The sequence below is a fragment of the Bradyrhizobium sp. USDA 3262 genome (genome assembly GCF_054060035.1).
The window spans coordinates 7,224,595-7,251,236 of record NZ_JBSSCT010000001.1 but is presented as its reverse complement, the minus strand read 5'-3'; the positions used below and the strand labels follow the sequence as shown (position 1 = coordinate 7,251,236).

Genomic DNA, 26,642 nt, shown 5'->3' with positions numbered 1-26,642 from the left:
GCGCTATTGCGTAACCCGGCCTGTGTGAAAATCACGTGACCGCAGCCTTGTTTGCTACGCCATCTTCCTGCGTTGACTTGCCCGCCCGAACCGCTAAGCCATTTCGGAAAGTTCGGGAGGAATGCGTGGCGATGACGGAGCCGACGGCGGTCGCGCTTGACAGTGCGACGGTGGCGTTTCGGTTGGCGGATGGACGCGTCTATACCGCGGTCGAGCAGGCCAATCTTTCGGTTGATCATGGCGAGTTCGTCGCCATTGTCGGTCCGACCGGATGCGGGAAGTCGACGCTGCTTAACGTCACGGCCGGGCTGCTCAAGCCCGCGGCCGGAACGGCAAGGATCTTCGACAAGCCGCTGAGCGGCCTCAACCGTGATGCCGGCTACCTGTTCCAGGCCGATGCGCTGTTCCCCTGGAAGACCGCGATCGACAATGTCGCGATCGGGCTCGAGATATCAGGCACGGCGCGCGCCGAGGCGCTCGCGCGCGCGCAGAAATGGCTGACATCGATCGGGCTCGGCGCCTTCGCCAATCGCTATCCGCACATGCTGTCGGGCGGCCAGCGCAAGCGCGTCGCGCTGGCGCAGGTCCTGATCCGCGATCCGAAGATCCTCCTGATGGATGAGCCGTTCGGTCCGCTCGACGCCCAGACCCGGCAGATCATGGGCAATCTGCTGCTGGAATTGTGGAGCGCCGACCGCAAGGCGGTGCTGTTCGTCACCCACGATCTCGAGGAAGCGATCGCGCTGGCCGATCGTGTCGTGATCATGTCGGCCGGCCCCAGCGCGCGCATCATCGGCGACTGGCGCATCACGCTGCCGCGACCGCGCGACATCGCCGAGATCCGGATGGAGAAGGATTTCCATGCCCTGCACCGCGAGATCTGGGGCGTGCTGAAGGACGAGGTGATGAAGGGCTATGTCCAGTCGACGCAGGCGGGAGCCGCCTGATGTCGCGCGTCGCGTTGCTGTCCCTGCAGGTTCTGGTCGCCGTCGTCACACTGGTACTGTGGCAGCTCTTCTCGACCGTGCCGGTGTTCGGCAAGGTGCTGCTGCCGCCGTTCTTCTTCTCCAATCCGGTCGACGTCTTCAGCCAAATTGTAAAGTGGTTCTCGACCGGGGTGATCTGGAAGCATCTCGCGATCACGCTGTGGGAATCCATCCTCGCCTTCGTGATCGGCTCGGCCAGCGGCATCCTGGTCGGCTTCTGGTTCGCGCGGCAACCGCGCGTCGCCGCGGTGTTCGATCCCTATGTGAAGATGGTCAACGCGCTGCCGCGCGTGGTGCTGGCGCCGATCTTCGCGCTGTGGTTCGGGCTTGGCGTCTGGTCCAAGGTCGCGCTCGGCGTGACCCTGGTGTTCTTCATCGTGTTCTTCAACGTCTATCAGGGCGTCAAGGAAGTGCCGACCACGGTGCTCGACAATGGCCGCATGCTCGGCATGAACGAGCGGCAGCTGATGCGCCACGTCTACTGGCCCTCGGCGCTGTCATGGATGTTCTCCTCGCTGCACACCTCGGTCGGCTTTGCGGTGGTCGGCGCGGTGGTCGGCGAATATCTCGGCTCCGCCGCCGGCCTCGGCTACCTGATCCAGCAGGCCGAGGGCGTGTTCGACGTCGCCGGCGTGTTCGCGGGCATGTTCGTGCTGTCGGCCTTCGTCATCCTGATCGACATGGGCGTGACTGCGGTTGAGAAGCGGCTGTTGGTGTGGCGGCCGACGGCGGTGACGCGGGACTAACCGTCATTGCAATCAAGGAGGCCGCCTCCGTTGGCGGCCTCGACGCGTTCTGAGTGCGAAACCGTCAGGTCTTGTATCCCTGGCTGTGGCACCACCACGAAATGCCATTGGTATCGTGGCCAAACTTGAGCAGGGATTCCCTGCATTCGTTGAAGTTGTGGAAACGTTTGACGCCCTCCGGCCAGCAAACCACCGGCGTAGGATTGGGCCAGCTGCTGGAGACGGAGCAGGGTGCTCCCGAGGCTGCCTGCTTAGCGAGTGCGGGTTTATTCTCAGCATTTGCGGGGGCGATCGACAAGATCGCGACAGCTAGGCCCGCGAGGAGTGACGTGGCTTTCATGGCTATCTTCTCCCAAATCCCACCGTTGGGTCGGTGGTGGGCGACTATATCTGAGGTCGTGTCAGGGAAGCGACTCAATTTGCGTTTCGGTTTGTGGGGGCGCGCGACGATCACGCGCGTTCGTGCGCCGGCGCCGCCTCCATCAGCCCGCGGATCTTCTCCGTCATCTCCGGATCAACAGGATTGTAGACGATCATGCTGAGGTCGGGCCGGCCGTCGACCGCGAACGCCGAATATTCGAACTTGACCGGGCCCAGGATCGGATGCCGGAGCTGCTTGACGCCTTCGCCGTGCGTTCGCACGTCGTTGTCGCGCCACAGCGCGGCGAATTCCGGACTGAGCCGGCAGAGCTCGTCGACGAACGGCTGCACCTCGGCTGCGGCACCGGCGCGTGCCGCGTCCACCCTGAAGGCGCCGACCACGAAGCGCGCCACGCTGGCCCAGTCATGTTGTGCGGCGCGGACGCGCGGATCGAGGAACATGAAGCGCAGCACGTTGCGCTCGCGCGGCGGCAGCGATCCGTAGTCCGTCAGCATCACGGTCGCGGCCCGGTTCCAGGCGACGATATCCCAGGTCGCGGTGCGTATCACGGCGGGGCGCGGCTCCAGCGCGTCGAGCACGCGCTGTAGCCGGGGCGTGACGCCTTCGCTCCTCTGGTAGCGCACCTCGGGCGTGCGTCCGAGACCGAGCAGGAACAGATGCTCGCGCTCGACATCGGTCAGCATCAGCGCACGCGCGATGCGGTCGAGCACATCGGCCGAGGGTGCGCCGCCGCGGCCCTGTTCGAGCCATGTGTACCAGGTCGCGCTGATGTTGGCGCGCTGCGCCACCTCTTCGCGGCGCAGGCCGGGCGTGCGCCGCCGCTCCGGCGGAAAGCCGAACACGGCCGGATCGAGCTTGCTGCGGCGGTCCTTCAGGTAGGCGCCGAGCAGGTTCTCTTGCGCGAGCGGTTCGCTCATCCTGTTAGCTATTATACCATGATAAGGTCACTACTTTAACAGGATAGCGCGCAGAGCCAGATTTGTCTCCAACGAAACCTGGAGACTTCCTCATGCGTGTGTTCGTCACTGGTGCCACCGGATTCATCGGCACTCCCGTCGTCAAGGACCTGATCGCCGCCGGACATCAGGTTCTTGGCATGGCCCGTTCGGAAGAGGGGGCCAACGCGATCTCTGCCGTTGGTGCGGAGGCTCTTCGCGGCTCGCTCGAGGACCTTGATAGCCTGCGCAAGGGGGCAAGCGCTTCGGATGCTGTCATTCACCTCGGCTTCGTTCACGACTGGTCCAACTTCGCGAAGAGTTGCGAGATCGACCGCCGCGCCATCGAAGCCTTGGGCTCTGTTCTGGCTGGATCGGACAGGCCATTGATCGTAACCGGGGGCTTGGCGGGATTGGCCAAGCCCGGCGAGATCGCGACTGAGAACCAAACGATATCGCCGGATTTCCCGTTTCCCCGCGTGTCGGAACAGACGGCCCTGTCGCTGAAGGGCGTCCGCGCGTCGGCCATGCGTCTTCCCCAGGTCCACGATCCTGTCAGGCAGGGTCTCATCACCCCATTGATCGCGGTGTACCGCGAAAAGGGCATGTGCGCCTATCTCGGCGACGGGCAAAATCGTTGGCCGGCGGCGCATGTTCTCGACGTGGCGCGCCTCTACCGGCTGGCCATCGAAAAGGCTGAGCCGAACGCAAGGTATCACGCCGTCGCCGAAGAGGGGGTCTCGATGCGCGACATTGCCGAAACGATCGGACGGCGGCTGAAGCTGCCGGTCAAATCCATCGCCCCGCAAGAGGCGCAAGCCTTCTTTGGCTGGCTCGGCACGTTCGCTGCATACGACATGGCGGCCTCCAGTGAGCAGACGCGCAGGAAGCTTGGATGGCAACCGACCGGGCCGGGGTTGATTGTCGATCTCGAGCAGCTGGTCTATTCCGTCCAGTAAGAAGCAGCGCAGTAGGATGCGTAGAATGGGTTAGCCGAAGGCGTAACCCACCATTTCTCCGCGGGTGAGCAGAGTTGGCGGGTTACGCTTCGCTAACCCGCCCTACGCTGCCGATTACAGCGGGAAGCATCGCATGTAGGCCGCAAACAGCTTCTCATCGCTGTAGCTCACCAGCCTTGCGTCGATCGCGTCCGCAAGTTCGAGGTCACGATTCTGAATGCGCAGCCATGCCTGCGAGTCGGCGGTGATGGTCAGAGCCGCCTCTCCGACATGCCGTCCCGGCACGACCTGGAGATCCTTGCCCTTGATCACGACTGTCATATCCAGCGCGCTCGTGCCGGTGAAGCGCAGATGCGTCACGAAATCCAGGCCTCGGGCCCGGCCGCGCTGAAATCCGAGCGAGAGCGAGAAGATGTAGGCCTGCAGGCTGCCGGTGTGGCGGCCGGACGTGACATGCTGAAGCTTCTTGTGCGGAAAGCGCCGCGTCACCGTGTCCTCGGCGTCGGTATCCGGGATCACGTAGACGAACTCGTCCTTGTCGATCAGCGGCTGCACCACATCGGCGAAATGGGCGTCGCGATCGTGCAGGAAGGGGCCGATCACGTCTTCGCCGGCCGGGCAGGCGGAGATGCAATAGGCCGCCTTGTAGCCCGGCTTGAACGACAGCGATTGCCAGATGTTCAACGTCTCGGTGCGGGGAACGCGGGCGCGATAGTCCCTGGCGTCCTTTGCATCCGCGACCTTCTCCACCCACTGCGAGAAGTTGCCGAGAAAGTCGTGATAGTTGTGGGTGTGGCAGGACAGGAAGTCGAAGCCGCCGTCCGGCTTGATGGCGCCGACCGGGCAGGCGGCGACGCACAATTTGCACTCCAGGCACGGATTGTAGTCGATCGGGTGGTCATGGGCGTCGACCTCGCATCCGAGCAGGATGGTGCCGAGCAGGACGAAGCTGCCGAATTTCGGATGGATCACGCTGCGATGGATTCCCATGCGGCCGAGACCGGCTTCCACCGCGATCGGCTTGTGCTGGACCATCATGATCCTGGGAAGGTCCATCTCCATCGGGAACGCGGCAACCGAGTTGCAGGCCGGGATGCCGTGCTCGTCGAGCGCGCGAACGATGGCGCGCGCGGTTTCGTTGACGTGATCATAGGTGCTGTGGAATTCCTCATTGGCGACCGAGCGCGATGGCGAGCGCACCGGCTCGCGGTTCATGTGGCAGACGATCGCGAGCAGGGAGCGCGTCCGGCCATAGACCTTGCGAATGAAGTCCCGCTGCGGCGCGATGGCGGCCCGTTCGAACTCGATGGTGCCGACATCATCGGCTCCGCATCTGCGCGCGATGTCCTTGATCAGCTCCGATGAAACCGGGACGTCGCGGACCGGTTCGCTGCTGCGCGCGCGCACCGCCCTGACCGTGGGATGATCGTCCAGGCTCATGGTTCCTGCTCTTTATAAATGACGATCGTCATATTATGGAGTGAGCGGACGCGGGGCAAGTGAATTATCTGTCAAGCGTCGTGTCATGGAACCCGGCAGTTGTGCGCCTGACAAATATGCTATGCGTCGATTGAGCCCTGCAAGCTCCGTCATCCTGAGGTGCGAGCGGAGCGAGCCTCGAAGGATGAATCGGCCCGGCTGGTGGCCGTCGACCCTTCGAGGGCCGCTGAAGAAGCGGCCGCCTCAGGGTGACGATGCTTGTATGACCCTTCGCGCGATGACGGCGAACGGGCCGTAATCAATCCAGCAGTTTGGTATCATCCGGCGCCTGCGGCGGCGTCTTGATTGCGATGGCCTTGATGGCACGGCCGTTCGGCTTGGTGCCGCCATGCGGCGTGCCCTTGGGGATCACGATCAGGTCGCCCGGCTTCACCGTCACTTCCTTGTCGCCGAGCCAGACCGTGCCGGTGCCTTCGAGGACGAACTGCATCTCGTTGGTGTTGGGATGCATGTGCTTCGGCACATTGCCGTCCTGGATCGAGACGGTGGCGCCGTCGGCGGAGACGAACATCTTGGAACGGAAGCCGACCTTGTTGGCGTCGCCGAGCTTGTCGCCCTCCATCTCGCCGGTGTGGATGACCTGCGCCGTGATGTTCTCGGCGGCGAGCGCCGGCCGCAGCACATGGGTGACGCCACAGCCCGCGGCAAAGGCGGCAGCGATCGACAGCGCGGTTGCAATACGATTCATGAAGACCTCCCTTGATGTTTCCCCTGAAGTATTCTTGGTGCTTCTAGCTTTGGCGCTTCTTCGGCGTTTTCTTGTAGCCACGATGCTATGCTGCAGCCGCTGGCTTGACCAGCTGTCGGAAAGTCGCCTTCTCAAGACCTCCCGGCTCCTCTATCTTGCCGGGCAGTCGAACGGAGGACGTCATGAACAAACTGCTTGGCAAGCTTGCCGGAATGCTGTTGGCGCTGACCCTGTCCACGGGCCTTGCCGCGGCGCAAAGCAAGATCACCATCGCGGTCGGGGGCGGCGCCTGCCTGTGCTATCTGCCCACCGTGCTGGCCAAGCAGCTTGGCGAATATGACAAGGCCGGGCTTGCGGTCGAACTGGTCGATCTCAAGGGCGGCTCGGACGCGCTCAAGGCCGTGCTCGGCGGCAGCGCCGATGTCGTCTCCGGCTATTTCGACCACTGCGTCAATCTCGCGGCCAAGAAGCAGGAGCTGCAGGCCTTCGTGGTCTATGACCGCTATCCCGGCCTCGTGCTCGTTGTTTCGCCGAAGCATACCGGCGAGATCAACTCGATCAAGGATCTCGCCGGCAAGAAAGTCGGCGTCAGCGCGCCGGGCTCCTCGACCGACTTTTTCTTGAAGTATCTGCTCAAGAAGAACGGCCTCGATCCGGCCGGCACCGCCGTGATCGGCGTCGGTCTCGGCGCGACGGCGGTCGCGGCGATGGAGCAGGGCCAGATCGACGCTGCCGTGATGCTCGATCCTGCCGTCACCGTGCTGCAGGGCAGCTACAAGGACCTCAAGATCCTCAGCGACACCCGCACCCAGCACGACACGCTTGCGGTGTTCGGCGGCGAATATCCCGGCGGCGCACTGTATTCGACCGCGGCCTGGGTCAACGGCCACGAGAAGGAGGTGCAGGCGCTGACCAATGCGATCATGGCGACGCTGGCCTGGATCCACTCGCACAGCGCCGAAGACATCATGGCCAAGATGCCGGACGAGATCGTCGGCAAGGACAAGGCGCAGTATCTCGCGGCGCTGAAGAACACGATCCCGATGTATTCCGAGACCGGCAAGATGGACCCCAAGGGTGCGGAGGCGGTGCTCGCGGTGTTCAGCGAGGGCTCGCCCGATGTGGCGAAGGCCGGCATCGACGTCACCAAGACCTACACCAACAAGTTCGTCGATCAGGCCAAGAAGACCACCGGAAGCGGAAAGTAAACGCGTACGGACATGCAGTCTCCGCTCATTTGTCGTGTCACCGCGCTCGACCTTGCCTTGCAGCGGCGTCCTTGGCCGTTCGCGGACGAGCGGCGTGCCGAGATTGACGCGCATTTCGCCGAGCAGCAGCGGCTGAACCCGAACCTGTGGAACGGCCGCGTGCTGCTCGGACGCGATCCGGTCTTCGCCGGCGAACGGCTCAGCGCGAGCTATTTCGAGACCGATTTCGCCAGCTTCCTCGCCTGGCGCGACTGGGGCTTTCCGGACAGCGAGGTGTTCAACGGTTTCGGCATGGGGGCGCTGCTCGCCAGCGACGGCGCCTTCGTGTGCGGGGTGATGGGCGAGCAGACCGCGAATGCCGGACGTATCTATTTCCCGTCAGGGACGCCCGATCTCGACGATATCAGGGGCGAGACGGTGGATATCGCCGGCAGCGTGATGCGCGAACTCGAGGAGGAGACGGGACTGTTGCCGTCGGATTGCCGCGGCGACGCCGACTGGCACTGCATCTACACCGGGCCTGCGCTTGCGATGATGCAGATCCTGCGCGTCGATATGCCCGGTGACGCGCTGCGTGCGCGGATCGAGGCCAATCTCGCATGCCAGGCAAATCCCGAGCTTGCCGGCATCTATCTGGTGCGCAGCCGCGCCGATCTCACTCCCGCAATGCCGCGTTTCGTCACCGCGTTCATCGAGACGCAGCTGCCGGCCTAGGCAAAGGAATGCGCAATGATCGAGCAAGCCACCGCTGCCGCTGCATTGACACCGGCAATCGCCGATGGCGCCAAAACGATCAAGGTCATCATTTCGGGTGGATTCGCCGCGGTCTACCGCGACGTGCTGCCTGAATTCGAGCGAAGCACGGGCATCAGGGTGGAGACTGGATCTGGCGCGTCGGAGGGCACCGGTCCGAAGACGATCAGGCACCAGCTTGCGCACGGCACCAAAGCGGACGTGGTTATACTTTCGCGCGAGGGACTTCGAAGTCTGACCGAAGACGGCCGAATTCGCGCGGGGTCGGAAGCAGGACTGGCGACGGCACCTTTGGCCGCGGCGGTTCGAGCAGGCTCTCGCAAGCCGGACATCGGCAATGATGTCGCGCTCAGGAAAGCCTTGATCGAGGCCGGCGAGGTGGTGGCGCCGAGCAGCACGAGCGGACAGTACGTCCGCGACAAGGTTTTCCCCAGGCTGAACTTGCCGGACACGGTCAGGCTCACCCTCGAGGCGCGCGGAACCGAGGCGGCCGAAGCGCTGAGAGCAGGCAAGGCAAATCTCTCGATCGGTCCGACCAGCGAACTGGTTCAGGAGAGCGGCATCGAAGTTGTCGGTCTGCTGCCGTCGGATCTCCAGCTGGTCCAGACCTTCACGGCCGCGATCGTCAGCGACGCGCAGGCGCCGGAAGCAGCCAAGCGCCTGATCGATTTTCTTTCCCTGGACAGCGATATTTTGCTCGCGGCCATCAAACGGGCCGGCATGGAACGGCCCCGCGGATAAATTGCCGCCGCCAACCGCACGCCCGAGCACCGTGCGTCGGCAGCGTTCCGCCGAAACTTTGCGCAAGCCTGCGCGGTGCGGACGCAGCCATCGCGCTTGACATCATCGGCCGCTCCCCCTGTGATAGGGCGGCACGACAACAAAAAATGCAGTGCACAATCTCTGGGGAGGGATTCATGCCGGTCAGGAGGGCTGCCCGCTGGCTTGCGGGTCTATCTGTCGCGCTTGCGGCGCTTGGTGTGGCCAATGCAGCGCATGCGCAGGACAAGAAGATCAAGATCGGCGTGATCTTTGATTTGACCGGTCCGCTGGCCGGCGGCGGCTCCGAGCTGCAATACACCGGCGTCAAGATCATGCTCGACCATTGCGCCAAGACCGGCGTCGAGGGTTACAAGGTCGAGGCCGTCTATGCCGACGCGCAGAGCAAGCCCGACATCGCGATCAACGAGGCCGTCCGCCTGCTCGAACAGGAGAAGGTCGACATGGTAATGGGCTTCTTCTCCTCGGCGCAATGCGTGCCGGTGTCGGCGCGGGTCGAGCAGATGAAGAGGTTCATGTGGATCACGACTTGCATTTCCTCCGGCGTGTTCGACGGCAAGAACTACAAATACGTGTTCCGTCCGCAGGCCGCCGGCAACCAGTACGGCATGATGACGACCGACTTCATCGCGCAATACTCCATGTCCAAGTTCGGCAAGGAACCGAAGGACCTCCGCGTCGCCATCATCCATGAGGACGGCGCCTATGGCGTCGACGTCTCCAAGGGCAATGAGGCCGGTGCCAAGAAGGCCGGCTTCAACATCGTGCTCAAGGAGGGCTATTCGGCGACCGCGCCCGATCTGTCGGCGCTGGTCACGAAGCTGAAGCGCGCAAAGCCCGACGTGATCTTCCACACCGGCTACAATCCGGACATTACCCTGTTGTTCCGCCAGGCCCGCGAGCAGGGGCTGAAGTTCGGCGCCATCGTCGGCCACGGCGCGGGCTACGGCGTCTACGAGAAGCTGAAGGAAGGCCTCGGCGCCGACGCCAACTATCTGTTCAACACCGACCCGATCTCGATCTGGCTTGCCAACCAGAAGAGCATGGATCCCAAGCTGCCGCCGGTCATCAAGATGGTCGGCGAGGAGTTTGACCGGCTGAAGCCCGGCGTGCCGATCCGTTCCGCCCATGTCGGCATCGGCGCGGCCAACGCCTATGTCTTCCTCGACGACGTCTTGCCGCGCGCGATCAAGAAGTATGGCGGCGTCGATCCGGATGCGCTGCGCAAGGCCGCGCTCGACACCGACATACCCGAGGGCGGCACCATGCTCGGCTACGGCGTGAAGTTCTACGGCGAGGGAGAGCAGTATGCCGGGCAGAACGCGCGCTCGTTCCCGGTGGTGCTGCAATATATCGACGACAAATCCTATGTGGTGTGGCCGAAGAGCCAGATGCAGCGCGAGACCGAGCTGCCGCTGCCGGCCGGCACCACCTACAGCTACAAATAGCTCGCTCGCGAAGGGAACTGCCGTGCTCGCCGTGGAAGGCCTGGTCAAGCGGTTTGGCGGCTTTCGTGCCGTCAACAACGTGTCGTTCCGCGTCGAGCAGGGCGAGATCCTCGGTCTGATCGGCCCGAACGGCTCGGGCAAGAGCACGATCTTCAACATGCTCTCGGGCACCTTGCCGCCGACCTCCGGCTCGATCCTGTTCGACGGACACGAGATCGCGGGGCTCGCCCCGCACCGGATCATCAACCGTGGCATCGGCCGTACCTTCCAGATCCCGCGGCCGTTCCATCGCCTCAGCATCTTCGAGAACGTCGTGCTCGCCGGGTTCTACGGCCAGGGCCGCCACAGCCGCGGCAAGGCCGAGGAGGCCGCCGAGCGGGCGCTTGCGATGGTCGGCCTGCCGACCGATCGCAACGCCAGCGTCGAGGGCCTCGGCGCCGCCGGGTTGAAGAAGCTCGAGCTCGCCAAGGCGCTCGCCACCGGCCCGAAGCTGTTGCTCGCGGACGAGAGCCTTGGCGGTCTCGACGAGGCCGAGATGGACCAGGCCGCCGACATGCTGCGCCGGATCCGCGACGAGCTCGGCATCACCATCATCTGGGTCGAGCACATCATGGGCGTATTGATGCGCGTGGTCGATCGCGTGATGGTGCTCGATCACGGCGAGAAGATCGCCGAGGGCCTGCCGGCCGATGTCGCCGGCGACGCAAAAGTGATCGAGGTCTATCTCGGCACCGATGCGGATGCGAGCCTCGCGGCCGCGGCGGCAGCCCAGGCGCGGCGCCGGATCGGGGCGTGAGCGCATGCTGGAATTGAAATCGATTGACGCGGGCTATGGCAGCTTCCAGGCGCTGTTCGACGTCAGCCTCGACGTCAAGGCGGGCGAGGCTGTCGGCGTGATCGGCCCGAACGGCGCCGGCAAGACCACCTTGATGCGGGTGATCTCCGGGTTGATCCGACCGATCAGGGGCACGATCGCGATGGAAGACGCCGACGTCGTCGCGACGCCCCCACATCGCATCGTCAGCCTCGGGATCGCGCATGTGCCGGAAAATCGCCGGCTGTTTCCGCGGCTCACCGTCGCCGATAACCTGAAGATGGGCGCCTTCATGCCCGGCGCCCGCGCGCATTACGCCGAGCGGCTCGAGTTCGTGTTCGAGCTGTTTCCGCGCATGAAGGAGCGCCAGCACCAGATGGCCGGGACGATGTCGGGCGGCGAGCAGCAGATGTGCGCGATCGGCCGTGCGCTGATGTCGAACCCGAAACTGCTGCTGCTCGACGAGCCGTCGGCCGGGCTCGCGCCGGTCGTGGTGCAGCAGGTGTTCGAGCTGGTCAAGCGCATCCGCGCCAGCGGCCTGACGGTCCTGATCGTCGAGCAGAACGTGCAGCAGGTGCTGCGCGTGGTCGACCGCGCCTATCTGCTGGAAGCCGGCAGCATCCGCGCCGCCGGGTCAGCGGCGGAGCTCGCGGCGAGCGACACCATCAAGCAGGCGTATCTCGGGGTGTGAGGATGATGATCGTGGACCGGGCTAGCACCCTTGCACATTCTGCCGTCATCCTGAGGTGCGCGCTCTTGCGCGCCTCGAAGGATGGACGCAGCCCGTGGCCCATCCTTCGAGGCTCGCTGCGCTCGCACCTCAGGATGACGGCGGTGCTAGGTCAGCTAGCTGTCACAGTCTAGGGCGCAATGGCCATGCAGTCCTTCTTCGACATCTTCGACATCTACCTGCTGGAGGCCGTCATCAACGGCATCCTGCTCGGCGGCGTGCTGGCGCTGCTCGCGCTCGGGCTCAACTTGATCTTCGGCGTCATCGACGTCACCTGGATCTGCTACGCCGAGCTCGTGATGATCGGGATGTACGGCATGTACTATCTCGTGCAGGTTTTTCACTTGCCATACTGGGCCGCCGCGCCGCTCGTGATCCTGCTGGTGGCGCTGCTCGGCGCCGCACTGCATTTCTTCGTGATCGCGCCGCTCCTGACTGCGCCGCCGATCAACCAGCTGCTCGCCACCGGCGGTGTGCTGTTCATCCTGCAGAGCTTTGCCACCGTCGCCTTCGGCATCGACTTCCGCAATCTCGGCATCCGCCTGCCGGTGCTCGCGCTCGGCGAGATGAATTTCAGCTACGCGCGATTGCTGTCGTTCGGCGCCGCGCTGCTCGGCATGATCGGCGTCTATCTGTTCCTGACCCGCACCTTCACCGGCACAGCGATCCGCGCCATCGCGCAGGACCGCCAGATCATGCCGCTGATGGGCGTCGATCCCAAGCGCATCTATCTCGTCACCTCGGCGATCGGCGGCGGGCTCGCCGGGCTCGCCGCCTGCCTGCTGGTGCTGCAATATGACGTGCATCCGTTCGTCGGCCTGTCGTTCGGGCCGATCACCTTCCTGATCTGCGTGCTCGGCGGGCTCGGCAATTTCATCGGCGGCTTCATCGCCGCCTTCGTGTTCGCCGAGATCATCTCGCTCGGCGGCCTGTTCTCCGATCTCGAATGGGGTTACGTGCTGGCCTTTGCCTTCTTCATCGTCATGATGTTCATCCGGCCGGCGGGCCTCCTGGCGAGGCGCTCGTGAACAGGCAAGCCGCCGGCTGGATCATCGCGCTGATCGCGCTCGTCGCGGTGCCTTTCGTGCATCGCGATCCCTATCATCTGCACGTGCTGGTGCTGATCCTGATCTGGTCGTTCGCCTACACCTCGTGGTCGATCATGGGGCGCTTCGGCCTGGTTTCGCTCGGCCATGGCGGCTTCATGGGCATCGGCGCCTATGTCACCGCGCTGCTGTGGAACCACCTTGGCGTGTCGCCCTGGATCGGCATTCCCCTCAGCATGGCGACCGCGGGCGTGCTCGCGCTCGTCGTCGCCTATCCCTGCTTCCGCTTCCGCATCACCGGGCATTATTTCGTGCTGGTGACCCTGGCGCTGTCGGGCATCGTGCTGCAGGTCATCACCGCGACCCGCGACTATACCGGCGGCTCGCTCGGCTACACGCCGCAGCGCGCGCCGAGCGGCAAGGGGCTGCTCGCGCTGCAATTCGACGACAAGACCACCTGGTATCTGATCGCGCTCGCGGTCTGGGTCTTGGGCCTCGTGATCTGGCGCGCGATCGATCGCAGCATGATCCGCCATGCCATGGAGGCGATCTCGGAGGACGAGGATGCCGCCGCCGCGGCCGGCGTCAACGTCACCGCCGAGAAGCTCAAGATCACCCTGATCAGCGCACTGATGACCGCGCTGTCGGGCGCGCTCTACTGCCAGTACCAGATGTTCATCTCGCCCGACACGGTGAGCGGCATCGCGGTCTCCTTGCAGATGGTGTTCGCGGCGATCGTCGGCGGCGTCTATGTCGCGCTGGGACCGACGGTCGGCGCCGTCATCACCATCGTGCTGGCCGAGGTGCTGCGCATCTCTTTCGGCACCAAGGCGGTCGGCTGGGACAATCTGGTCTATGGCGTGCTGCTGGTGCTGTTCATCATCTTCCTGCCCAAGGGCATTCTTGGTAGCGTGATCGACCGGATCAAGTCGTCACGCAAGCCGTCGAGAAGCCATGAGCAACAAACCGTCCCCATCGCTCGCCGATGAACTGAAGCCCTTCGTCGCGCCGTTCCGCTTCGACGGGTCGGGCGAATTTCACCTCAAATCGTATCCGACCGCCGAGAAGGGCGGCATCGACAAGGACGCCGGCGGCAAGATCATCGAGGCCAACCGCAAGCGGCTCAACGATTTCCAGGAGAAGCTCTACGCCCAGGACCGCTGGTCGCTGCTGCTGATCTTCCAGGGCATGGATGCCGCCGGCAAGGATTCTGCGATCAAGAGCGTGTTCGAGGGCGTCAATCCGCAGGGCTGCGAGGTTTCCTCCTTCAAGCAGCCGTCGACCAGGGAGCTCGACCACGACTTCATGTGGCGCGCGATGATCGCGCTGCCGGAGCGCGGCCGCATCGGCATTTTCAACCGTTCCTATTACGAGGAGTGCCTGGTGGTGCGGGTGCATCCCGAGGTGCTCGACAAGCAGAAGATTCCGAAGCGCCTCGTCACCAAGGACATCTGGCGCGAGCGCTTCGAGGACATTGCGGCGATCGAGCGCTATCTGTCGCGCAACGGCACCGTAATCCTGAAATTCTTCCTCAACGTCTCCAAGGAGGAGCAGCGCCAGCGCTTCCTCGACCGGCTCGAGGAGCCGGCCAAGAACTGGAAGTTCTCGATGGCCGACGTCGCCGAGCGCAAGCTGTGGGCCAAATATCAGGCCGCCTATCAGGACATGATCCATCACACCGCGACCGGGCAGGCGCCCTGGCACATCGTGCCGGCCGACCACAAATGGTTCGCCCGCGTCGTGATCGGCTCGACCATCGTCAACGCGCTCGACAAGCTCGACCTGAAATTCCCCGAGGTGGACAAGGCCGACTTAAGCGAATTCAAGCGCGTCCGCGCGGCGCTGGAGACGGAAGGCAAGGGGGCGGAGAAGAAGGCCGCGACGGCGAGAAAATAGGGCGCGGAGAAGCTGGATGACATCCCGCGGTCCCGCGACGTGAGCAGACCGCGGGCTCTCGCTCCCTTTGCGGCGTGGGAGGCGTCCCACCCGCCGGAGCCGTCCTTATGTGCGCGTCTGGCGTCCGCAGTCTCGCGGGCAATCTATCGCAAGGTGACGCGTTGTCGGCCGCATGCGGATATTCCCCGCTCAAACCGGCCGCATGCAAGGTAATATTAATGAATTGACGCAACATGAGGGCATGGCAACCGCAGATTTAGCGACAGGCAATCACAACGTGAATGATGACGCGCTGAGGGGCGTGCTCTGGGCGCCCGTCCTGCTATTCTTGGCCGGTTGTTTTGCCGCCTTCCATTGGTCCGGCTTCAGGCACGTCGACGTCGATTGGGATGGGTATGGCAAGGTAGCCGCGATCGTTCTCAGCATCTACCTCGTGGCAAAGGGACTGCGCATCCAATTCGTTCAATTGTTCATAAATACCTGGTCGCAGAATATCATCGTGGCGATCGCTGCAACGATGTTGACCTATGCGGCAGCGACGGTCGGCCGTCCCCTGGTTGATGCTCAGCTTCTGCGTGCCGATCAATTGATGGGCTACGACTGGAGGACCTATGCGGGCCTGTTCGCTGGTTCGGACATGATGGCCCGCATCGTGACCGAGGCCTATAACTCCATTTTCCTTCTTCCCCATCTCGTAATCCTGGTGCTGGCCGCGACGGGGAGAATCCAAACGCTCGAAAAATTCATCCTGGCGGCGATCATATCGCTAACCATCACCATTGCGGTTTTCGCCTTGTTGCCCGCCACTACGGCATGGACCCATCTGCACGTCAGCGATACGGAAGTGTCTTCGTTCCGGAATTTGCCTCTGACCTCCGAGGGCTGGATCGACGATCTGATCCGGATCCGCGACGGGAGCCTCAGGAGCCTGCGCAATTTTCATGGCCAGGGACTGATCGCGTTTCCAAGCTTTCACTGTACCGCGGCTTTGATCCTGATCTGGGCATGCTGGAACGTTCGATGGCTTCGCATTCCGATGACGCTGGCAAATCTGGCCATGATACTGGCGACGCCCATCGTCGGCGGTCACTACGTGGTGGACTTGATCGGCGGTCTGGTGGTCACGATCGTGTCTGTGATCCTCGCCGGTTGGCTTCATGCCTGGATGTTGCGCCATGTGACCATGTTCCGGCGCGGGGCGTGGGCGATGATTCCAGCAACTCATCGAGGTGAGCCCCGCGCGGAAGTGCGGTGAGCGGGCCGCTCAGGCTCCCTCTCTCGCAAGGAGAAGGGAGCGCCGGCGTCTCCGTGACATGAACGCGGACCTCATGCCGCGGCTTCTCCGAACACCAGCTGCCAGCCCTTGCGGGTGTCCATGTATTCGCGCACCTGCTTGATGCGGCCGGCCTCAACCACGAACACGAAGCAGTAGTCATTCTCATAGCGCCGGCCGTCCGCCAGCGTCGCGCGCATGCGCTCCTCGACGATGACGCTGTCGCCGTCGGCATGAACGGCGCGGAACGCGATGTCGATCTCGAAGAACAGGCGGTGCATCTCGGTCGAGATGAAGCGGGCGATCGCGTCAGCGCCGATCATGTGATCGGCGTGATCGAGTGCGATCGCGGTGGCGTTGCGGGCGGGTGCGATCCATTCGGCATCCGGCGCGAACAGCGCGGCAATCAGCTTGGTGTCGCGGGTCCTGAAAGTCTGCCAGGCGTTGAGGACAATTTGCTTGTTGGTTTCCCTGGCTGTCGGGTTGGTCACGGCGATGTCTCCGGTTTGATCGATCGGATCGATCTAGGTCAGCGCTGCGGGTCGCGCTGGCCGGAATCGGACCTCATCACCTCGGGCCACTTTCCTTGACCGCGCGATGCGCTAGACTCCGCCTCATGCTCAGCTTCGATGCCTGCAACGCTGCGCGACTGCGGCGGGACGCGCGCTACGACGGCCGCTTCTTCACGGCGGTGAAGACCACGCGGATCTATTGCCGGCCGGTCTGTCCGGTGAAGCATCCGCTGCCGCGCAACGTCACTTATTACCCGACCGCCGCTGCGGCCGAGGCGGCCGGCTATCGGCCGTGCCTGCGCTGCCGTCCCGAGACCGCGCCGTTCTGTCCGGCCTGGAACGGCACGCGCTCCACGGTTGCGCGTGCGCTGAAGCTGATCGACGGCGGCGCGCTGGAGCGCGGCTCGGTCGCAGCACTGGCCGACCGGCTCGGCATCACCGCGCGCCACCTCGCCCGGCTGTTCGAGCGCCATGTCGGCGCCAGCCCGCAACAAGTCGCGACCACGCGCCGCGTGCAGCGCGCCAAGCGCCTGATCGACACCACCAACGACGCGATGACCGCGATCGCCTTCCGCGCCGGCTTCGGCAGCGTCCGCCGAGAAAGGGGTGCGACTAGCCATACCGGAACGTTAGGTCAACCCACCTGACCATCTTTACCCATTGCGGCGGCTTGCCATAATCGTCTAGAACGACGGCGCACAGCGCGTCCCGGCAACCAACCGTCAATGGTTTTGTCCGAGGATTTTGGCGCTCAACAGGGTCTGGCAATGCTGATTCGCGGCCAAATTGATGGGATTTCGGGGGAGGTGGCCCAGGCTACCGCCACGATCCCTGCCGCAGCGCCCACCCTGCTTATTGGCGGCCTTCTTCTTACCTGCCCCTGAGGGCCGGCTGGGCGTTTGCGCCTGGGCACTCAGGGGTTTGTACGAGATCACCGAACCCTGATATCGCCCAAGTAATTGCTCAAGGAGCAACATGACGGGCGCAAAGCTTAAAGGAATTTCTAACATGGCCACCGCGAACAAGTCCGAGAAGGACCGCGTCATCATTTTCGACACCACCTTGCGCGACGGCGAGCAGTGCCCCGGCGCCACCATGACCTTCGAGGAGAAGCTCGAGGTCGCCGAGCTGCTGGACGACATGGGCGTCGACGTCATCGAGGCCGGCTTCCCGATCACCTCGGAAGGCGATTTCCAGGCGGTCAGCGAGATCGCCCGCCGCTCCAAGAACGCGGTGATCGCGGGCCTGTCCCGTGCCCATCCGGCCGACATCGACCGCTGCGCCGAAGCCGTGAAGTTCGCCCGCCGCGGCCGCGTCCACACCGTGATCGCGACCTCGCCGCTGCACATGCGGGTGAAGTTGAACAAGACCCCCGAGGAAGTCATCGAGACCTCGGTCGCGATGGTCGCCCGTGCCCGCAACCAGATCGACGACGTCGAATGGTCGGCCGAGGACGGCACCCGCAGCGAGATGGACTATCTGTGCCGGATCGTCGAAGCGGTGATCAAGGCCGGCGCCACCACGGTGAACATCCCCGACACCGTCGGCTACACGGTGCCGGAGGAATACACCCACTTCATGCGCACGCTGATCGAGCGTGTGCCGAACTCCGACAAGGCGATCTTCTCGGTGCACTGCCACAACGACCTCGGCATGGCGGTCGCGAACTCGCTGGCCGGCGTCGTCGGTGGCGCGCGGCAGGTCGAGTGCACCGTCAACGGCATCGGCGAGCGCGCCGGCAATGCCGCGCTGGAAGAGATCGTGATGGCGATCAATGTGCGGAACGACAAGTTTCCGTTCTGGAACAAGATCGACACCACGCAGCTCACCCGCGCCTCGAAGGTGGTGTCCGCGGCCACCTCGTTCCCGGTGCAGTACAACAAGGCAATCGTCGGTCGTAACGCGTTCGCGCATGAGAGCGGCATCCATCAGGACGGCGTGCTGAAGGACGCCTCGACCTACGAGATCATGCGGCCCGAGATGGTCGGCCTGAAGCAGTCTTCGCTGGTGCTCGGCAAGCATTCCGGCCGCCACGCCTTCATCCACAAGCTGGAAGAGATGGGCTACAAGCTCGGCGCCAACCAGCTGGAGGATGCCTTTACGCGGATGAAGGCCTTGGCCGACCGCAAGAAGGACATCTACGACGAGGACATCGAGGCGCTGGTCGACCAGGAGATGGCGGCCGCCCACGACCGCATCAAGCTGACTTCGCTGACCGTGATCGCCGGCACCCATGGCCCGCAGCGCGCGACCATGAAGCTCGACGTCGACGGCCAGATCAAGATTGAGGAGGCCGAGGGCAACGGCCCGGTCGACGCCGTCTTCAACTGCATCAAGCGCCTGGTGCCGCACGAGGCCAAGCTGGAACTGTATCAGGTGCACGCGGTGACCGAAGGCACCGACGCGCAGGCCGAAGTCTCGGTGCGTCTGGCCCATGAAGGTCGCTCGATGACCGCCCGCGCCGCCGATCCGGACACGCTGGTCGCCTCCGCAAAGGCCTATCTCGGCGCGCTGAACAAGATCGTGATGAAGCGCCAGCGCGACGTGCCGGCCAAGGCCGCGGGCTGATAGGCGCGATCAAAGCATTCGGAAACGCGGCGCTTCGGCGCCGCGTTTTTGTTAGGGGCCCATCCAACCCGTCATCCCCGCGCAAAGGCTTCGCCTTTGTCGCTGGAGGTGCTCGCGAAGCGAGCCTCGAAGGATGCACGGCCCTGTTGTTTCCGCGAGTGACGAATCCCTCGCGGACAGAGTCGGGCCGTCGCCCTTCGAGGCTCGCATTCGCTCGCACCTCAGGGTGACGGTAATGACAGCTGCGGTCGGCTGGTTGGGATAAAAACCACCCAACTCGATCATTGTTGGAATCCTATCCCAACAATCCGCTCCATCCCGCACTGCTTTGGAATCTTCCGCGCCATCTCCAGCGCTACGCTGCGTTCTTTCCCGGGGAACGCCGTCCATGCCGATCTCCTCCATCGTGACAGACCTTCCGCGCGCCGCCACGCCGGCGGAGACCGCGCTGACGCGCCGGGTCGACCTGACAACGCTTCGCCTGTTCGTCGCGGTCTGCGACGAGCAGAACCTCACCCGCGCCGCGCAGCGCGAGGGGATCGCGGCGTCGGCGGTGTCGAAACGGATGAACGATTTCGAGCTGGCATTCGGCGTCACGCTGTTCAAGCGGCTCGCCAAGGGCATGGCGCTGACGCCGGCCGGCGAGGCGCTGCTGCACCACGCCCGGGTGACGCTGCTCAATGTCGAGAAGATCGCGGTCGAGCTGTCGGAATATTCGCAAGGCGTGCGCGGCCATGTCCGCATGCTCGCCAATCTCTCGGCGATCGTGCAGTACCTGCCCGAGGATCTCTCCGCCTTCTTCGCCGCGCATGAATTGCTCCGCGTCGATCTGCAGGAGCGGCCGAGCGGGCAGGTGGTGCGCGGCATCGAGGAGGGCGCAGCCGAGATCGGCATCTGCTCGGCCGAGGCCGACAGCCGCGCGCTCGAGGCCTTCCATTATCGCTACGACAATCTGGTGGTGGTGATGCGCGCGGACCATCGGCTGGCCGGCCGCGAGACATTGCTGTTCACCGAAACACTCGATTTCGACCATATCGGCTTGCACACCGCGAGCTCGATCTACCTGCGCTCGCAATATGCGGCGACGCAAGCCGGCAAGGCGATGCGGCTGCGCATCAATGTGCCCGGCTTTGATGCGGTCTGCCGCATGGTGCAGGCCAATATGGGGCTCGGGCTGATCCCCGACCGCGCCTTCGAGGTGGTCGGCGCCGGGATGGGCCTTCGCGCCATCCCGCTGCGCGACGATTGGGGACGGCGCGAGCTGAAGATCGTGACCCGCGACACCGCGCATCTGTCGGCAACCAGCCGCCTGATGCTGGACTATCTGCGGGCGATCGAAACGGATCGTGTCGGCCGGCTTGGCGGACGGGCCAGCTAGGCGATCAACGCTAAACGTTTGCGCGGCGATCATGCTCGAACCATGAGCCAAGGCCCGATGACGATCCGATCCGATCTCATCGCCCTTTAGCGTCCGCATCGGCGGGCACGCGAGCTACGCGATTTCCGGAACGTGACCACGAACTGCGGCAATCTGTCACACGAGTGTCGCGATCGGCCCCGTATGAGGAACCCATTCCAATTTTCAAAAAATGGGGGGTCTTCGCATGTTCAAATCAATCGCCAAATCGCAAACAACTCCGGAAACATTTCGCCGCGCCATTGTCCGGCGCCTGATCGCGGGCACGGCGCTCTCACCGGTGCTGTTTGCGGTCCATCCGGCACTGTCCCAGACCGCGGGCAATCCGCATGAATTGCTGGTCAGCACGGCGGTCTACGCGGGCAACCCATCGACCGTCACCGTAGGCCAGACGCTGCCGACCGGCGCGACGGCTGTGGCCGACGGCAGCTATCCGGGGGTCTTCAACAACGTCGCCGTCGATTCGAACTTCGGCGTGACCGCGCCGGTCGTGATCAAGAAATTTCATCTGGAAGGCCGTCGGCTGCGCGAAATCGGCGCGCTGACCGTCCCGGCGGACGTGGCGGTGACGAGCTTCAGCTCCAAGTCTGAACTGTCGCTGCATTTGTCGCCCGACGGCAAGGCCGTGACGTTCATGGGCTACGACGCGGCGGTGAACCAGCTGGACGTCTCCAACTCCAACTCGCCGAACCACATCGATCCCACCAATCCGGACACCGGCGTGCATGCGCGCTTGGTCGCGGAGCTGGATTTCGACGGCTCGCTGCACCGGACCAAGGTTAACGTCTATAGCGGCGACAATGGCCGCGGCGCGATCCGCGCCAACAAGGTCAATGGCACCCAGGTCGACCAGTATTTCACGGTCGGCAATGCCGGCAACGGCAGCGGCACCCAGCCGGTGCTTGTCGTCAATGACACCGGTGTGCAGCTCGCAACGCCCGGTGTCGATGGTTCCGATGCCGTGGTTGGCGTGCAGCAGGGCACGCCCGGCAGCAAGAATGGCTTCCAGTTCGGCTTCTCGGTTGCCCAGCTTGGCTTTGCCGCCGACAAGTCCGGCAAGGACGATAATTTCCGAGGTCTCGCGATCTCCGACAACACGCTCTACGTCACCAAAGGCAGCGGCAGCAACGGCATCAACACCGTCTATCAGGTCGGCCAGCCGGGCGTGCTGCCGACCCGCGATACCGCCGCCTCGACGGTGTTCAGCATCCTTCCGGGTTTCCCGAGCAATCCCTCGGCGAACTCGGGCGCGAGCGGCTTCTATCCCTTTGGCATCTGGTTCGCCAACGCGACGACGCTCTATGTTGCCCAGGAAGGTGACGGCCAACTGGCCGACGCCGCCACGTCACCGACCGCAGGCCTTCAGAAGTGGGTGTATGCCAACGGCAGCTGGAGCCTTGCCTACACGCTGCAGAAGGGCCTGAACCTCGGCGCGCTCTATCATGTCAACGGCTATCCGACTGATCCGGCAACCGGCGGCCTGCGCAACATCACCGGCCGCGTCAGCCGCGACGGTACCGCGACGATTTTCGCGGTGACGTCGACCGTGGGCAACTCGGTCGAGCCCGGCGCCGATCCGAATCAGGTGGTCGCCATCACGGACAGGGTCGCGGCGACGACGCTTCCGGCGAACGAAGCCTTTGACGTCGTTGTGCCGCCGGCGTTCGGCATGGTCTATCGCGGCGTGTCGTTCGCTCCCGTCAATTGCGATGGCGATCACGGCCGGATGAAGGACAATGGCCGCGGCCACGACAACGACAAGGACTCGCAGGACGACGTCTGCGGCCCGACCAGGATCGCTGCGGGACATTGATCGCCGGCAGTCGGCGGAGCCTGTGCCGGCTGCTTCCGGTCAGGCTTCGCCTGGATCAGGCCAGGCGCGATCGGCTGAGCTCGATCGCGCCTTCCGTATTGCACCAGCCTCACGATCTCCCTGCAGAATCTTCATGGCGCGGGGGCCTTCCGGTTGCCGCTTTGCGGGTTAGGTAGTGGATACGATTCACTGCAGCGAGTGCCGGCGCGCATGAATCGCGACGCCGTTGGCCGTCCAGCGCATGCATCCGGCAGGCTACACAGGGCAGGAGTGCGATGATGGCGGACACGATTTCCGGCATTCGAATCCCGGACAGCAAGATCGCGCGGGAGGCCGCCGAGCTGGTGCGGCAATACGAAACCGAAATGTTGTTCAATCACTCGGTCCGGGTGTTCGTGTTCGGCGCGCTCAAGGGCGTCAGGCAAAATCTGAAGTTCGACCCTGAACTGCTCTATGTTGCTGCGCTGTTTCATGATCTCGGCCTTGTCGATCACTTCCATACCGAGACCAAACGGTTTGAGCTCGACGGCGCCGATGCGGCGCGCAAGTTTCTCAGGAGCCACGGCATCGCCGAGCCGAAGGCGGACCTGGTGTGGGAAGCGATCGCCTTGCACACCACGCCCGGCATTCCGCAATACATGCGCCCGGAAATCGCGCTCACCAATGCGGGCGTATTGGTCGATGCCATCGGCGTCGGTTACGATGACTATACGGCCGAGCAGCGCGACTGCGTCCTTGCCGCGTTTCCCCGCGGCGATTTCAAGAACGAGTTCATCGAGGTTCAGACCTGCTCGGCCCTGAAGAAGCCGCAGACCACGTTCGGCACCGTCAATTTCGACTTCGTCGCGGAGCGCGATCCCGGCTTTCACCGGCCGAATGCCTGCACCCGGATCCGCAACACGCCGTGGCCGAGCTGATCCGGGCGGCGGACATTAGAGCGTTTTCGGGCGAAGTGGACACCGGTTCGCGTGAAGAAAACGCGTCAAAACAAGAATCTAGAGCTTCGGTTCTGATTCAATCAGAACCGAAAATGCTCTAGCCGCCGTCGAGCGCGGCGAGACGGTCGGCTTCCGCGATGTCTTCAACGGTATTGGCATTGAAGAACGGATCGAGCGGCTCGGTCGGCCACTCGACCGTCGCGAGCGGATAGCGCGCGGTCCAGCGGTCGATCTTGCGTACGTCCTCGACGACCAGCGCTTGGCGCAATTCATTCCGCAGGCGGACGCTCCAGAGGCCGATGACGGGATGCGTCTGCCCGCCGGATGAAGCGACCGCGAGCTCGGCATTTTTGGCCACGCGCGCCTGCTCCAGGCGCGTGACGAGATCGCGCGGCAGAAACGGACAGTCGCCCGCGGCGCTGAGCACCCATTGCGCATCCGGCCGGTTGGCGGCGGTCCAGTCGAGCGCGGCCAGGATGCCGGCGAGGGGACCGGGATAGTCGGCAACGTCGTCGGCGACGACCGGGAGGCCGAACGCGGCGAAGCGCGTGGGATCGCCATTGGCGTTGATGATCAGCCCACTGCATTGCGGGGCGAGACGGTCGATCACCCGTTGCAGAATGGTGCGGCCCGCGATCTTGCGCATCGGCTTGTCGCCGCCGCCCATCCGCCGCGCGAGGCCGCCGGCGAGCAGCACGCCCGGGACGGCAGTCCCCGGAATATCAGTCATTGTCGGTCTCGCCCTTGCGCTTGTGACGCATCGATTCCTCTTCGACATAGTCGAGATTCTGGTCGTAGACGATCCGCTCCTGGCCCGACAGCGCGATGAAGCGCTTGCCGCGGGCGCGACCGACCAGCGTCAATCCGACCTGCCGCGCCAGATCGACACCCCATGCGGTGAAGCCGGAGCGCGAGACCAGGATTGGAATCCCCATCCGCACCGTCTTGATCACCATCTCAGAGGTCAGCCGCCCGGTGGTGTAGAGAATCTTGTCGGCCGGATCGACATTGTGGCGATAGATCCAGCCCGCGATCTTGTCGACGGCGTTGTGCCGGCCGACGTCCTCGGTGTAGCACACCGGCGTCGCCTCCTTGCACAGCACGCAGCCGTGAATGGCGCCGGCTTCCAGATAAAGCGACGGCATCGTGTTGATGGTGTGCGTCATCCGGTAGAGCCAGGAGGTCCGCAGTTCGGCCTTCGGCAGCGCGACCTTCTCGACGGCTTCGAGCAGGTCGCCGAACGCCGTGCCCTGGGCGCAGCCCGAGGTCTGCGTGCGCTTCTTCAGCTTCGCCTCGAAATTGGTGTGGTGCGCGGTACGCACCACGACGACCTCGAGATCGTCGTCATATTCGACCTCGGTGACGACGTCGTCGTATTTGAGCATGTTCTGGTTCAAGAGGTAGCCGAGCGCGAGGTATTCGGGATAGTCGTTGATCGTCATCATCGTGACGATCTCCTGCGCGTTGAGGTACAGCGTCAGCGGCCGCTCGACCGGCACCTTGATCTCGGTCCGTGCGCCGGTCTGATCGACGCCGACCACGCGCTCCGTCAGGCGCGGATCGTCCGGATCAGGAACAATGATGGGAGCGGTGGTTTTCTCGGTCACTGCTGGACGTCCGAATGGGTTCACATGACAACGGAGCTGGGGATATAAGCACGTTCGGAGACTGACTGGCGACTCTCCGCCGCGTCGCGGGAACTGCCGTCGATCGGTCCGGCTTTAAGGATAACGCGCAGTTCGCGATCTGGGTCGAACAAATCTTGTCGATGGCCGAGGACTGAGGGACACATGGCGCAGCTTTCGGACGACTGCTTCGCGTTCGGCGGACCGATGATGTCGGTCGACGAAGCCGTCGCGATCATCGCCGCGCGGGTCAAGCCTGTCGGCGAGACCGAAACCGTTGCCCTGGTGGATGCGGACGGACGCATCCTGGCCGGCGATATTGTCGCGCCGCTTGCACTGCCGCCGTTCAAAAATTCCGCCGTCGACGGCTACGCGGTATCCGGCGCGGACCTGCCGGCGAGCGGCGAGCGCGCATTCCCCGTTGTTGGGCGGGTGCAGGCGGGAGCGTCGGCGCAGCCGGCGCAGGCGGGCCAGGCGGTGCGGATCTTCACCGGCGCGCCGATGCCCGATGGCACCGACACCGTGTTCATGCAGGAAGACGTGCGGATCGACGATGCGGGAAACGTAATTCTGCCGTCCGGCCTGAAGGTCGGCGCCAATGTGCGTCCGGCCGGCGAGGACATTCCGCGCGGCCATGTCGCGCTGGCATCGGGACGGCGCCTGCGCCCGCAGGATATCGCGGTCGCTGCGGCCTTCGGGCTCACCACGCTCGATGTGGTGCGGCGGCTTCGCGTCGGGGTGTTCTCGACTGGCGATGAACTGGCTGCGCCCGGGAGCGCGCGCACCGAAGCGCAACTGTTCGATTCCAACCGCTTCATGCTGATGGCGATGTTGCGGCGGCTCGGTTGCGAGGTCGGCGATCTCGGCATCCTGCGCGACGAGCGGGCCGAACTCGCCGCTGCGCTCAAGCAGGTCGCGCGGCGCTACGACCTGATCCTGACCACGGGCGGGGTCTCGACCGGCGAAGAGGACCACGTCAGGGCCGGCATCGAACAGGCGGGCTCGCTGGTGCTGTGGCGGATGGCGATCAAGCCCGGCCGCCCGGTGGCGATGGGAATCATCGACGGCACCCCGCTGATCGGCCTGCCCGGCAACCCGGTAGCGAGCTTCGTCACCTTCGTCCATGTCGTGCGGCCGACCGTGCTGGCGCTGTCGGGCGCTGTGCCGTCCCCCTTGCTGCCGATGCCGGTGCGTGCCGCCTTCAGCTACAAGAAGAAGAGCGGGCGGCGCGAATATGTCCGCGTCTCGCTGCGACGGGCGGCGGACGGTGCGCTGGAAGCGAACAAGTTTCCTCGCGAAGGAGCCGGCCTGCTGTCGTCGCTGATCGAGACCGATGGACTGGTCGAACTCGGCGAGTCCGTCGTGCGGGTTGAACCTGGCGATGCCGTCGGCTTTCTCGGCTACGCCGACCTGCTGTGAGAGCTGAAACGCGGTCGAGACCGCGCAGCGCGACGAGCGCGCGATAGCAAAATCAGATCGCCCGATAGGCAAACATTAACAACGGCCTACGCGGCAACCCGACGCTGCTAGAGGCGTTCTAAAACTGCTTGCCTCTGGCATACCAGAGAATACAGTTCGTCGAAGCAGTGCAATTCGCGCAAAGCGTGGTTCCCAAGGCGAGGCTT

General features: G+C 64.1%; 25 protein-coding genes. 19 read left to right on the top strand and 6 right to left on the bottom strand.

The features are described 5' to 3' along the window. The first annotated feature begins 131 nt into the window (after positions 1 to 131). Together ACVWYP_RS34330 and ACVWYP_RS34325 are read left to right on the top strand one after the other, a co-directional pair. A complete protein-coding gene (locus tag ACVWYP_RS34330; protein ID WP_304500353.1) occupies positions 132 to 947 on the top strand; it encodes an ABC transporter ATP-binding protein in 816 nt (271 codons plus the stop codon). Beyond that, positions 947 to 1,732 carry an ABC transporter permease gene (locus tag ACVWYP_RS34325; protein ID WP_304496364.1) on the top strand — a complete coding sequence of 262 codons (786 nt, stop codon included), beginning with the start codon at positions 947 to 949 and terminating at the stop codon, positions 1,730 to 1,732. Before ACVWYP_RS34330 ends, ACVWYP_RS34325 begins: the two co-directional genes overlap by 1 nt. Before the next feature lie 450 nt (positions 1,733 to 2,182). On the opposite strand, the gene ACVWYP_RS34320 is transcribed toward ACVWYP_RS34325, so the two are convergent. Then, entirely contained in the window at positions 2,183 to 3,031 is an 849-nt protein-coding gene (locus tag ACVWYP_RS34320; RefSeq protein WP_304496363.1) for a helix-turn-helix transcriptional regulator, read from the bottom strand. Between the two features lie 92 nt (positions 3,032 to 3,123). Here ACVWYP_RS34320 and ACVWYP_RS34315 point away from each other — a divergent pair, with 92 nt between their 5' ends. Then, positions 3,124 to 4,008 (top strand): SDR family oxidoreductase, encoded by an 885-nt coding sequence (locus tag ACVWYP_RS34315; RefSeq protein ID WP_304496362.1) that lies wholly within the window; start codon positions 3,124 to 3,126, stop codon positions 4,006 to 4,008. 114 nt (positions 4,009 to 4,122) lie between these two features. Here the strand turns inward: ACVWYP_RS34315 and ACVWYP_RS34310 are convergent, their stop codons facing one another. After that, positions 4,123 to 5,448 (bottom strand): 4Fe-4S binding protein, encoded by a 1,326-nt coding sequence (locus tag ACVWYP_RS34310; protein ID WP_304496361.1) that lies wholly within the window; start codon positions 5,446 to 5,448, stop codon positions 4,123 to 4,125. A gap of 298 nt (positions 5,449 to 5,746) precedes the next feature. Continuing rightward, entirely contained in the window at positions 5,747 to 6,196 is a 450-nt protein-coding gene (locus ACVWYP_RS34305; RefSeq protein WP_304496360.1) for a cupin domain-containing protein, read from the bottom strand. A 182-nt stretch (positions 6,197 to 6,378) separates the two neighbouring features. Between ACVWYP_RS34305 and ACVWYP_RS34300 the strand changes: the two genes are divergently transcribed. The 10 genes from ACVWYP_RS34300 (at position 6,379) to ACVWYP_RS34255 (ending at position 16,126) form a co-directional block, all read left to right on the top strand. After that, positions 6,379 to 7,404 (top strand): ABC transporter substrate-binding protein, encoded by a 1,026-nt coding sequence (locus ACVWYP_RS34300; protein WP_304496359.1) that lies wholly within the window; start codon positions 6,379 to 6,381, stop codon positions 7,402 to 7,404. A 12-nt stretch (positions 7,405 to 7,416) separates the two neighbouring features. Further along, positions 7,417 to 8,118, top strand: coding sequence for an NUDIX hydrolase (locus tag ACVWYP_RS34295; RefSeq protein ID WP_304496358.1), 702 nt, complete (start codon positions 7,417 to 7,419; stop codon positions 8,116 to 8,118). A gap of 15 nt (positions 8,119 to 8,133) precedes the next feature. Further along, positions 8,134 to 8,898 carry a substrate-binding domain-containing protein gene (locus tag ACVWYP_RS34290; protein ID WP_028342380.1) on the top strand — a complete coding sequence of 255 codons (765 nt, stop codon included), beginning with the start codon at positions 8,134 to 8,136 and terminating at the stop codon, positions 8,896 to 8,898. Between the two features lie 176 nt (positions 8,899 to 9,074). Next, positions 9,075 to 10,385 (top strand): ABC transporter substrate-binding protein, encoded by a 1,311-nt coding sequence (locus ACVWYP_RS34285; RefSeq protein ID WP_304496357.1) that lies wholly within the window; start codon positions 9,075 to 9,077, stop codon positions 10,383 to 10,385. 22 nt (positions 10,386 to 10,407) lie between these two features. Further along, complete coding sequence (locus ACVWYP_RS34280; protein WP_018272977.1) at positions 10,408 to 11,181, top strand: ABC transporter ATP-binding protein; 774 nt, start codon at positions 10,408 to 10,410, stop codon at positions 11,179 to 11,181. Positions 11,182 to 11,185: 4 nt separating this feature from the next. After that, complete coding sequence (locus tag ACVWYP_RS34275; RefSeq protein WP_028342382.1) at positions 11,186 to 11,890, top strand: ABC transporter ATP-binding protein; 705 nt, start codon at positions 11,186 to 11,188, stop codon at positions 11,888 to 11,890. A gap of 185 nt (positions 11,891 to 12,075) precedes the next feature. Then, positions 12,076 to 12,957, top strand: coding sequence for a branched-chain amino acid ABC transporter permease (locus ACVWYP_RS34270; RefSeq protein ID WP_028342383.1), 882 nt, complete (start codon positions 12,076 to 12,078; stop codon positions 12,955 to 12,957). Next, positions 12,954 to 13,964, top strand: a complete 1,011-nt coding sequence (locus tag ACVWYP_RS34265; RefSeq protein ID WP_028342384.1) for a branched-chain amino acid ABC transporter permease — start codon at positions 12,954 to 12,956, stop codon at positions 13,962 to 13,964. Before ACVWYP_RS34270 ends, ACVWYP_RS34265 begins: the two co-directional genes overlap by 4 nt. Next, on the top strand, positions 13,930 to 14,871 hold the full coding sequence (locus tag ACVWYP_RS34260) for a polyphosphate kinase 2 family protein (protein ID WP_304496356.1): 942 nt from the start codon (positions 13,930 to 13,932) through the stop codon (positions 14,869 to 14,871). The genes ACVWYP_RS34265 and ACVWYP_RS34260 overlap by 35 nt, the downstream gene beginning before the upstream one ends. 172 nt (positions 14,872 to 15,043) lie before the next feature. Further along, positions 15,044 to 16,126: a phosphatase PAP2 family protein gene (locus ACVWYP_RS34255; protein ID WP_304496355.1), complete on the top strand. Its 1,083-nt coding sequence runs from the start codon at positions 15,044 to 15,046 to the stop codon at positions 16,124 to 16,126. Between the two features lie 71 nt (positions 16,127 to 16,197). Here the strand turns inward: ACVWYP_RS34255 and ACVWYP_RS34250 are convergent, their stop codons facing one another. Then, positions 16,198 to 16,635, bottom strand: a complete 438-nt coding sequence (locus ACVWYP_RS34250; protein WP_304496354.1) for a nuclear transport factor 2 family protein — start codon at positions 16,633 to 16,635, stop codon at positions 16,198 to 16,200. Positions 16,636 to 16,760: 125 nt separating this feature from the next. On the opposite strand from ACVWYP_RS34250, the gene ACVWYP_RS34245 reads away from it, so the two are divergent. The 5 genes from ACVWYP_RS34245 (at position 16,761) to ACVWYP_RS34225 (ending at position 23,371) form a co-directional block, all read left to right on the top strand. Next, positions 16,761 to 17,303: a bifunctional transcriptional activator/DNA repair enzyme AdaA gene (locus ACVWYP_RS34245; RefSeq protein WP_304496353.1), complete on the top strand. Its 543-nt coding sequence runs from the start codon at positions 16,761 to 16,763 to the stop codon at positions 17,301 to 17,303. Positions 17,304 to 17,664: 361 nt separating this feature from the next. Continuing rightward, positions 17,665 to 19,224: a 2-isopropylmalate synthase gene (locus ACVWYP_RS34240; protein WP_069277921.1), complete on the top strand. Its 1,560-nt coding sequence runs from the start codon at positions 17,665 to 17,667 to the stop codon at positions 19,222 to 19,224. 388 nt (positions 19,225 to 19,612) lie between these two features. Further along, on the top strand, positions 19,613 to 20,602 hold the full coding sequence (locus tag ACVWYP_RS34235) for a LysR substrate-binding domain-containing protein (RefSeq protein WP_304496352.1): 990 nt from the start codon (positions 19,613 to 19,615) through the stop codon (positions 20,600 to 20,602). A gap of 226 nt (positions 20,603 to 20,828) precedes the next feature. Then, a complete protein-coding gene (locus ACVWYP_RS34230; RefSeq protein ID WP_304496351.1) occupies positions 20,829 to 22,454 on the top strand; it encodes a hypothetical protein in 1,626 nt (541 codons plus the stop codon). 278 nt (positions 22,455 to 22,732) lie between these two features. Further along, entirely contained in the window at positions 22,733 to 23,371 is a 639-nt protein-coding gene (locus ACVWYP_RS34225; protein ID WP_304500352.1) for an HD domain-containing protein, read from the top strand. A gap of 118 nt (positions 23,372 to 23,489) precedes the next feature. Here ACVWYP_RS34225 and mobA read toward each other — a convergent pair whose 3' ends face one another. Then, positions 23,490 to 24,122, bottom strand: a complete 633-nt coding sequence (gene mobA, locus ACVWYP_RS34220) for a molybdenum cofactor guanylyltransferase MobA (RefSeq protein ID WP_028342393.1) — start codon at positions 24,120 to 24,122, stop codon at positions 23,490 to 23,492. Then, complete coding sequence (locus ACVWYP_RS34215; RefSeq protein ID WP_028342394.1) at positions 24,115 to 24,999, bottom strand: formate dehydrogenase accessory sulfurtransferase FdhD; 885 nt, start codon at positions 24,997 to 24,999, stop codon at positions 24,115 to 24,117. Before ACVWYP_RS34215 ends, mobA begins: the two co-directional genes overlap by 8 nt. Before the next feature lie 183 nt (positions 25,000 to 25,182). On the opposite strand from ACVWYP_RS34215, the gene ACVWYP_RS34210 reads away from it, so the two are divergent. Further along, positions 25,183 to 26,436 carry a molybdopterin molybdotransferase MoeA gene (locus ACVWYP_RS34210; protein ID WP_304496350.1) on the top strand — a complete coding sequence of 418 codons (1,254 nt, stop codon included), beginning with the start codon at positions 25,183 to 25,185 and terminating at the stop codon, positions 26,434 to 26,436. The last annotated feature ends 206 nt before the right edge of the window (positions 26,437 to 26,642 follow it).

Bases quoted from the DNA above. Each gene is read 5' to 3' on its own strand.
- ACVWYP_RS34225 (WP_304500352.1), top strand. From the start codon at position 22,733: ATGGCGGACACGATTTCCGGCATTCGAATCCCGGACAGCAAGATCGCG.
- mobA (WP_028342393.1), bottom strand. From the start codon at position 24,122: ATGACTGATATTCCGGGGACTGCCGTCCCGGGCGTGCTGCTCGCCGGC.
- ACVWYP_RS34245 (WP_304496353.1), top strand. From the start codon at position 16,761: ATGCTCAGCTTCGATGCCTGCAACGCTGCGCGACTGCGGCGGGACGCG.
- ACVWYP_RS34210 (WP_304496350.1), top strand. From the start codon at position 25,183: ATGGCGCAGCTTTCGGACGACTGCTTCGCGTTCGGCGGACCGATGATG.
- ACVWYP_RS34255 (WP_304496355.1), top strand. From the start codon at position 15,044: ATGCGGATATTCCCCGCTCAAACCGGCCGCATGCAAGGTAATATTAAT.
- ACVWYP_RS34325 (WP_304496364.1), top strand. From the start codon at position 947: ATGTCGCGCGTCGCGTTGCTGTCCCTGCAGGTTCTGGTCGCCGTCGTC.
- ACVWYP_RS34275 (WP_028342382.1), top strand. From the start codon at position 11,186: ATGCTGGAATTGAAATCGATTGACGCGGGCTATGGCAGCTTCCAGGCG.
- ACVWYP_RS34295 (WP_304496358.1), top strand. From the start codon at position 7,417: ATGCAGTCTCCGCTCATTTGTCGTGTCACCGCGCTCGACCTTGCCTTG.
- ACVWYP_RS34270 (WP_028342383.1), top strand. From the start codon at position 12,076: ATGCAGTCCTTCTTCGACATCTTCGACATCTACCTGCTGGAGGCCGTC.
- ACVWYP_RS34290 (WP_028342380.1), top strand. From the start codon at position 8,134: ATGATCGAGCAAGCCACCGCTGCCGCTGCATTGACACCGGCAATCGCC.
- ACVWYP_RS34240 (WP_069277921.1), top strand. From the start codon at position 17,665: ATGGCCACCGCGAACAAGTCCGAGAAGGACCGCGTCATCATTTTCGAC.
- ACVWYP_RS34230 (WP_304496351.1), top strand. From the start codon at position 20,829: ATGTTCAAATCAATCGCCAAATCGCAAACAACTCCGGAAACATTTCGC.
- ACVWYP_RS34300 (WP_304496359.1), top strand. From the start codon at position 6,379: ATGAACAAACTGCTTGGCAAGCTTGCCGGAATGCTGTTGGCGCTGACC.
- ACVWYP_RS34285 (WP_304496357.1), top strand. From the start codon at position 9,075: ATGCCGGTCAGGAGGGCTGCCCGCTGGCTTGCGGGTCTATCTGTCGCG.
- ACVWYP_RS34235 (WP_304496352.1), top strand. From the start codon at position 19,613: ATGCCGATCTCCTCCATCGTGACAGACCTTCCGCGCGCCGCCACGCCG.
- ACVWYP_RS34310 (WP_304496361.1), bottom strand. From the start codon at position 5,448: ATGAGCCTGGACGATCATCCCACGGTCAGGGCGGTGCGCGCGCGCAGC.
- ACVWYP_RS34315 (WP_304496362.1), top strand. From the start codon at position 3,124: ATGCGTGTGTTCGTCACTGGTGCCACCGGATTCATCGGCACTCCCGTC.
- ACVWYP_RS34260 (WP_304496356.1), top strand. From the start codon at position 13,930: ATGAGCAACAAACCGTCCCCATCGCTCGCCGATGAACTGAAGCCCTTC.
- ACVWYP_RS34305 (WP_304496360.1), bottom strand. From the start codon at position 6,196: ATGAATCGTATTGCAACCGCGCTGTCGATCGCTGCCGCCTTTGCCGCG.
- ACVWYP_RS34320 (WP_304496363.1), bottom strand. From the start codon at position 3,031: ATGAGCGAACCGCTCGCGCAAGAGAACCTGCTCGGCGCCTACCTGAAG.
- ACVWYP_RS34330 (WP_304500353.1), top strand. From the start codon at position 132: ATGACGGAGCCGACGGCGGTCGCGCTTGACAGTGCGACGGTGGCGTTT.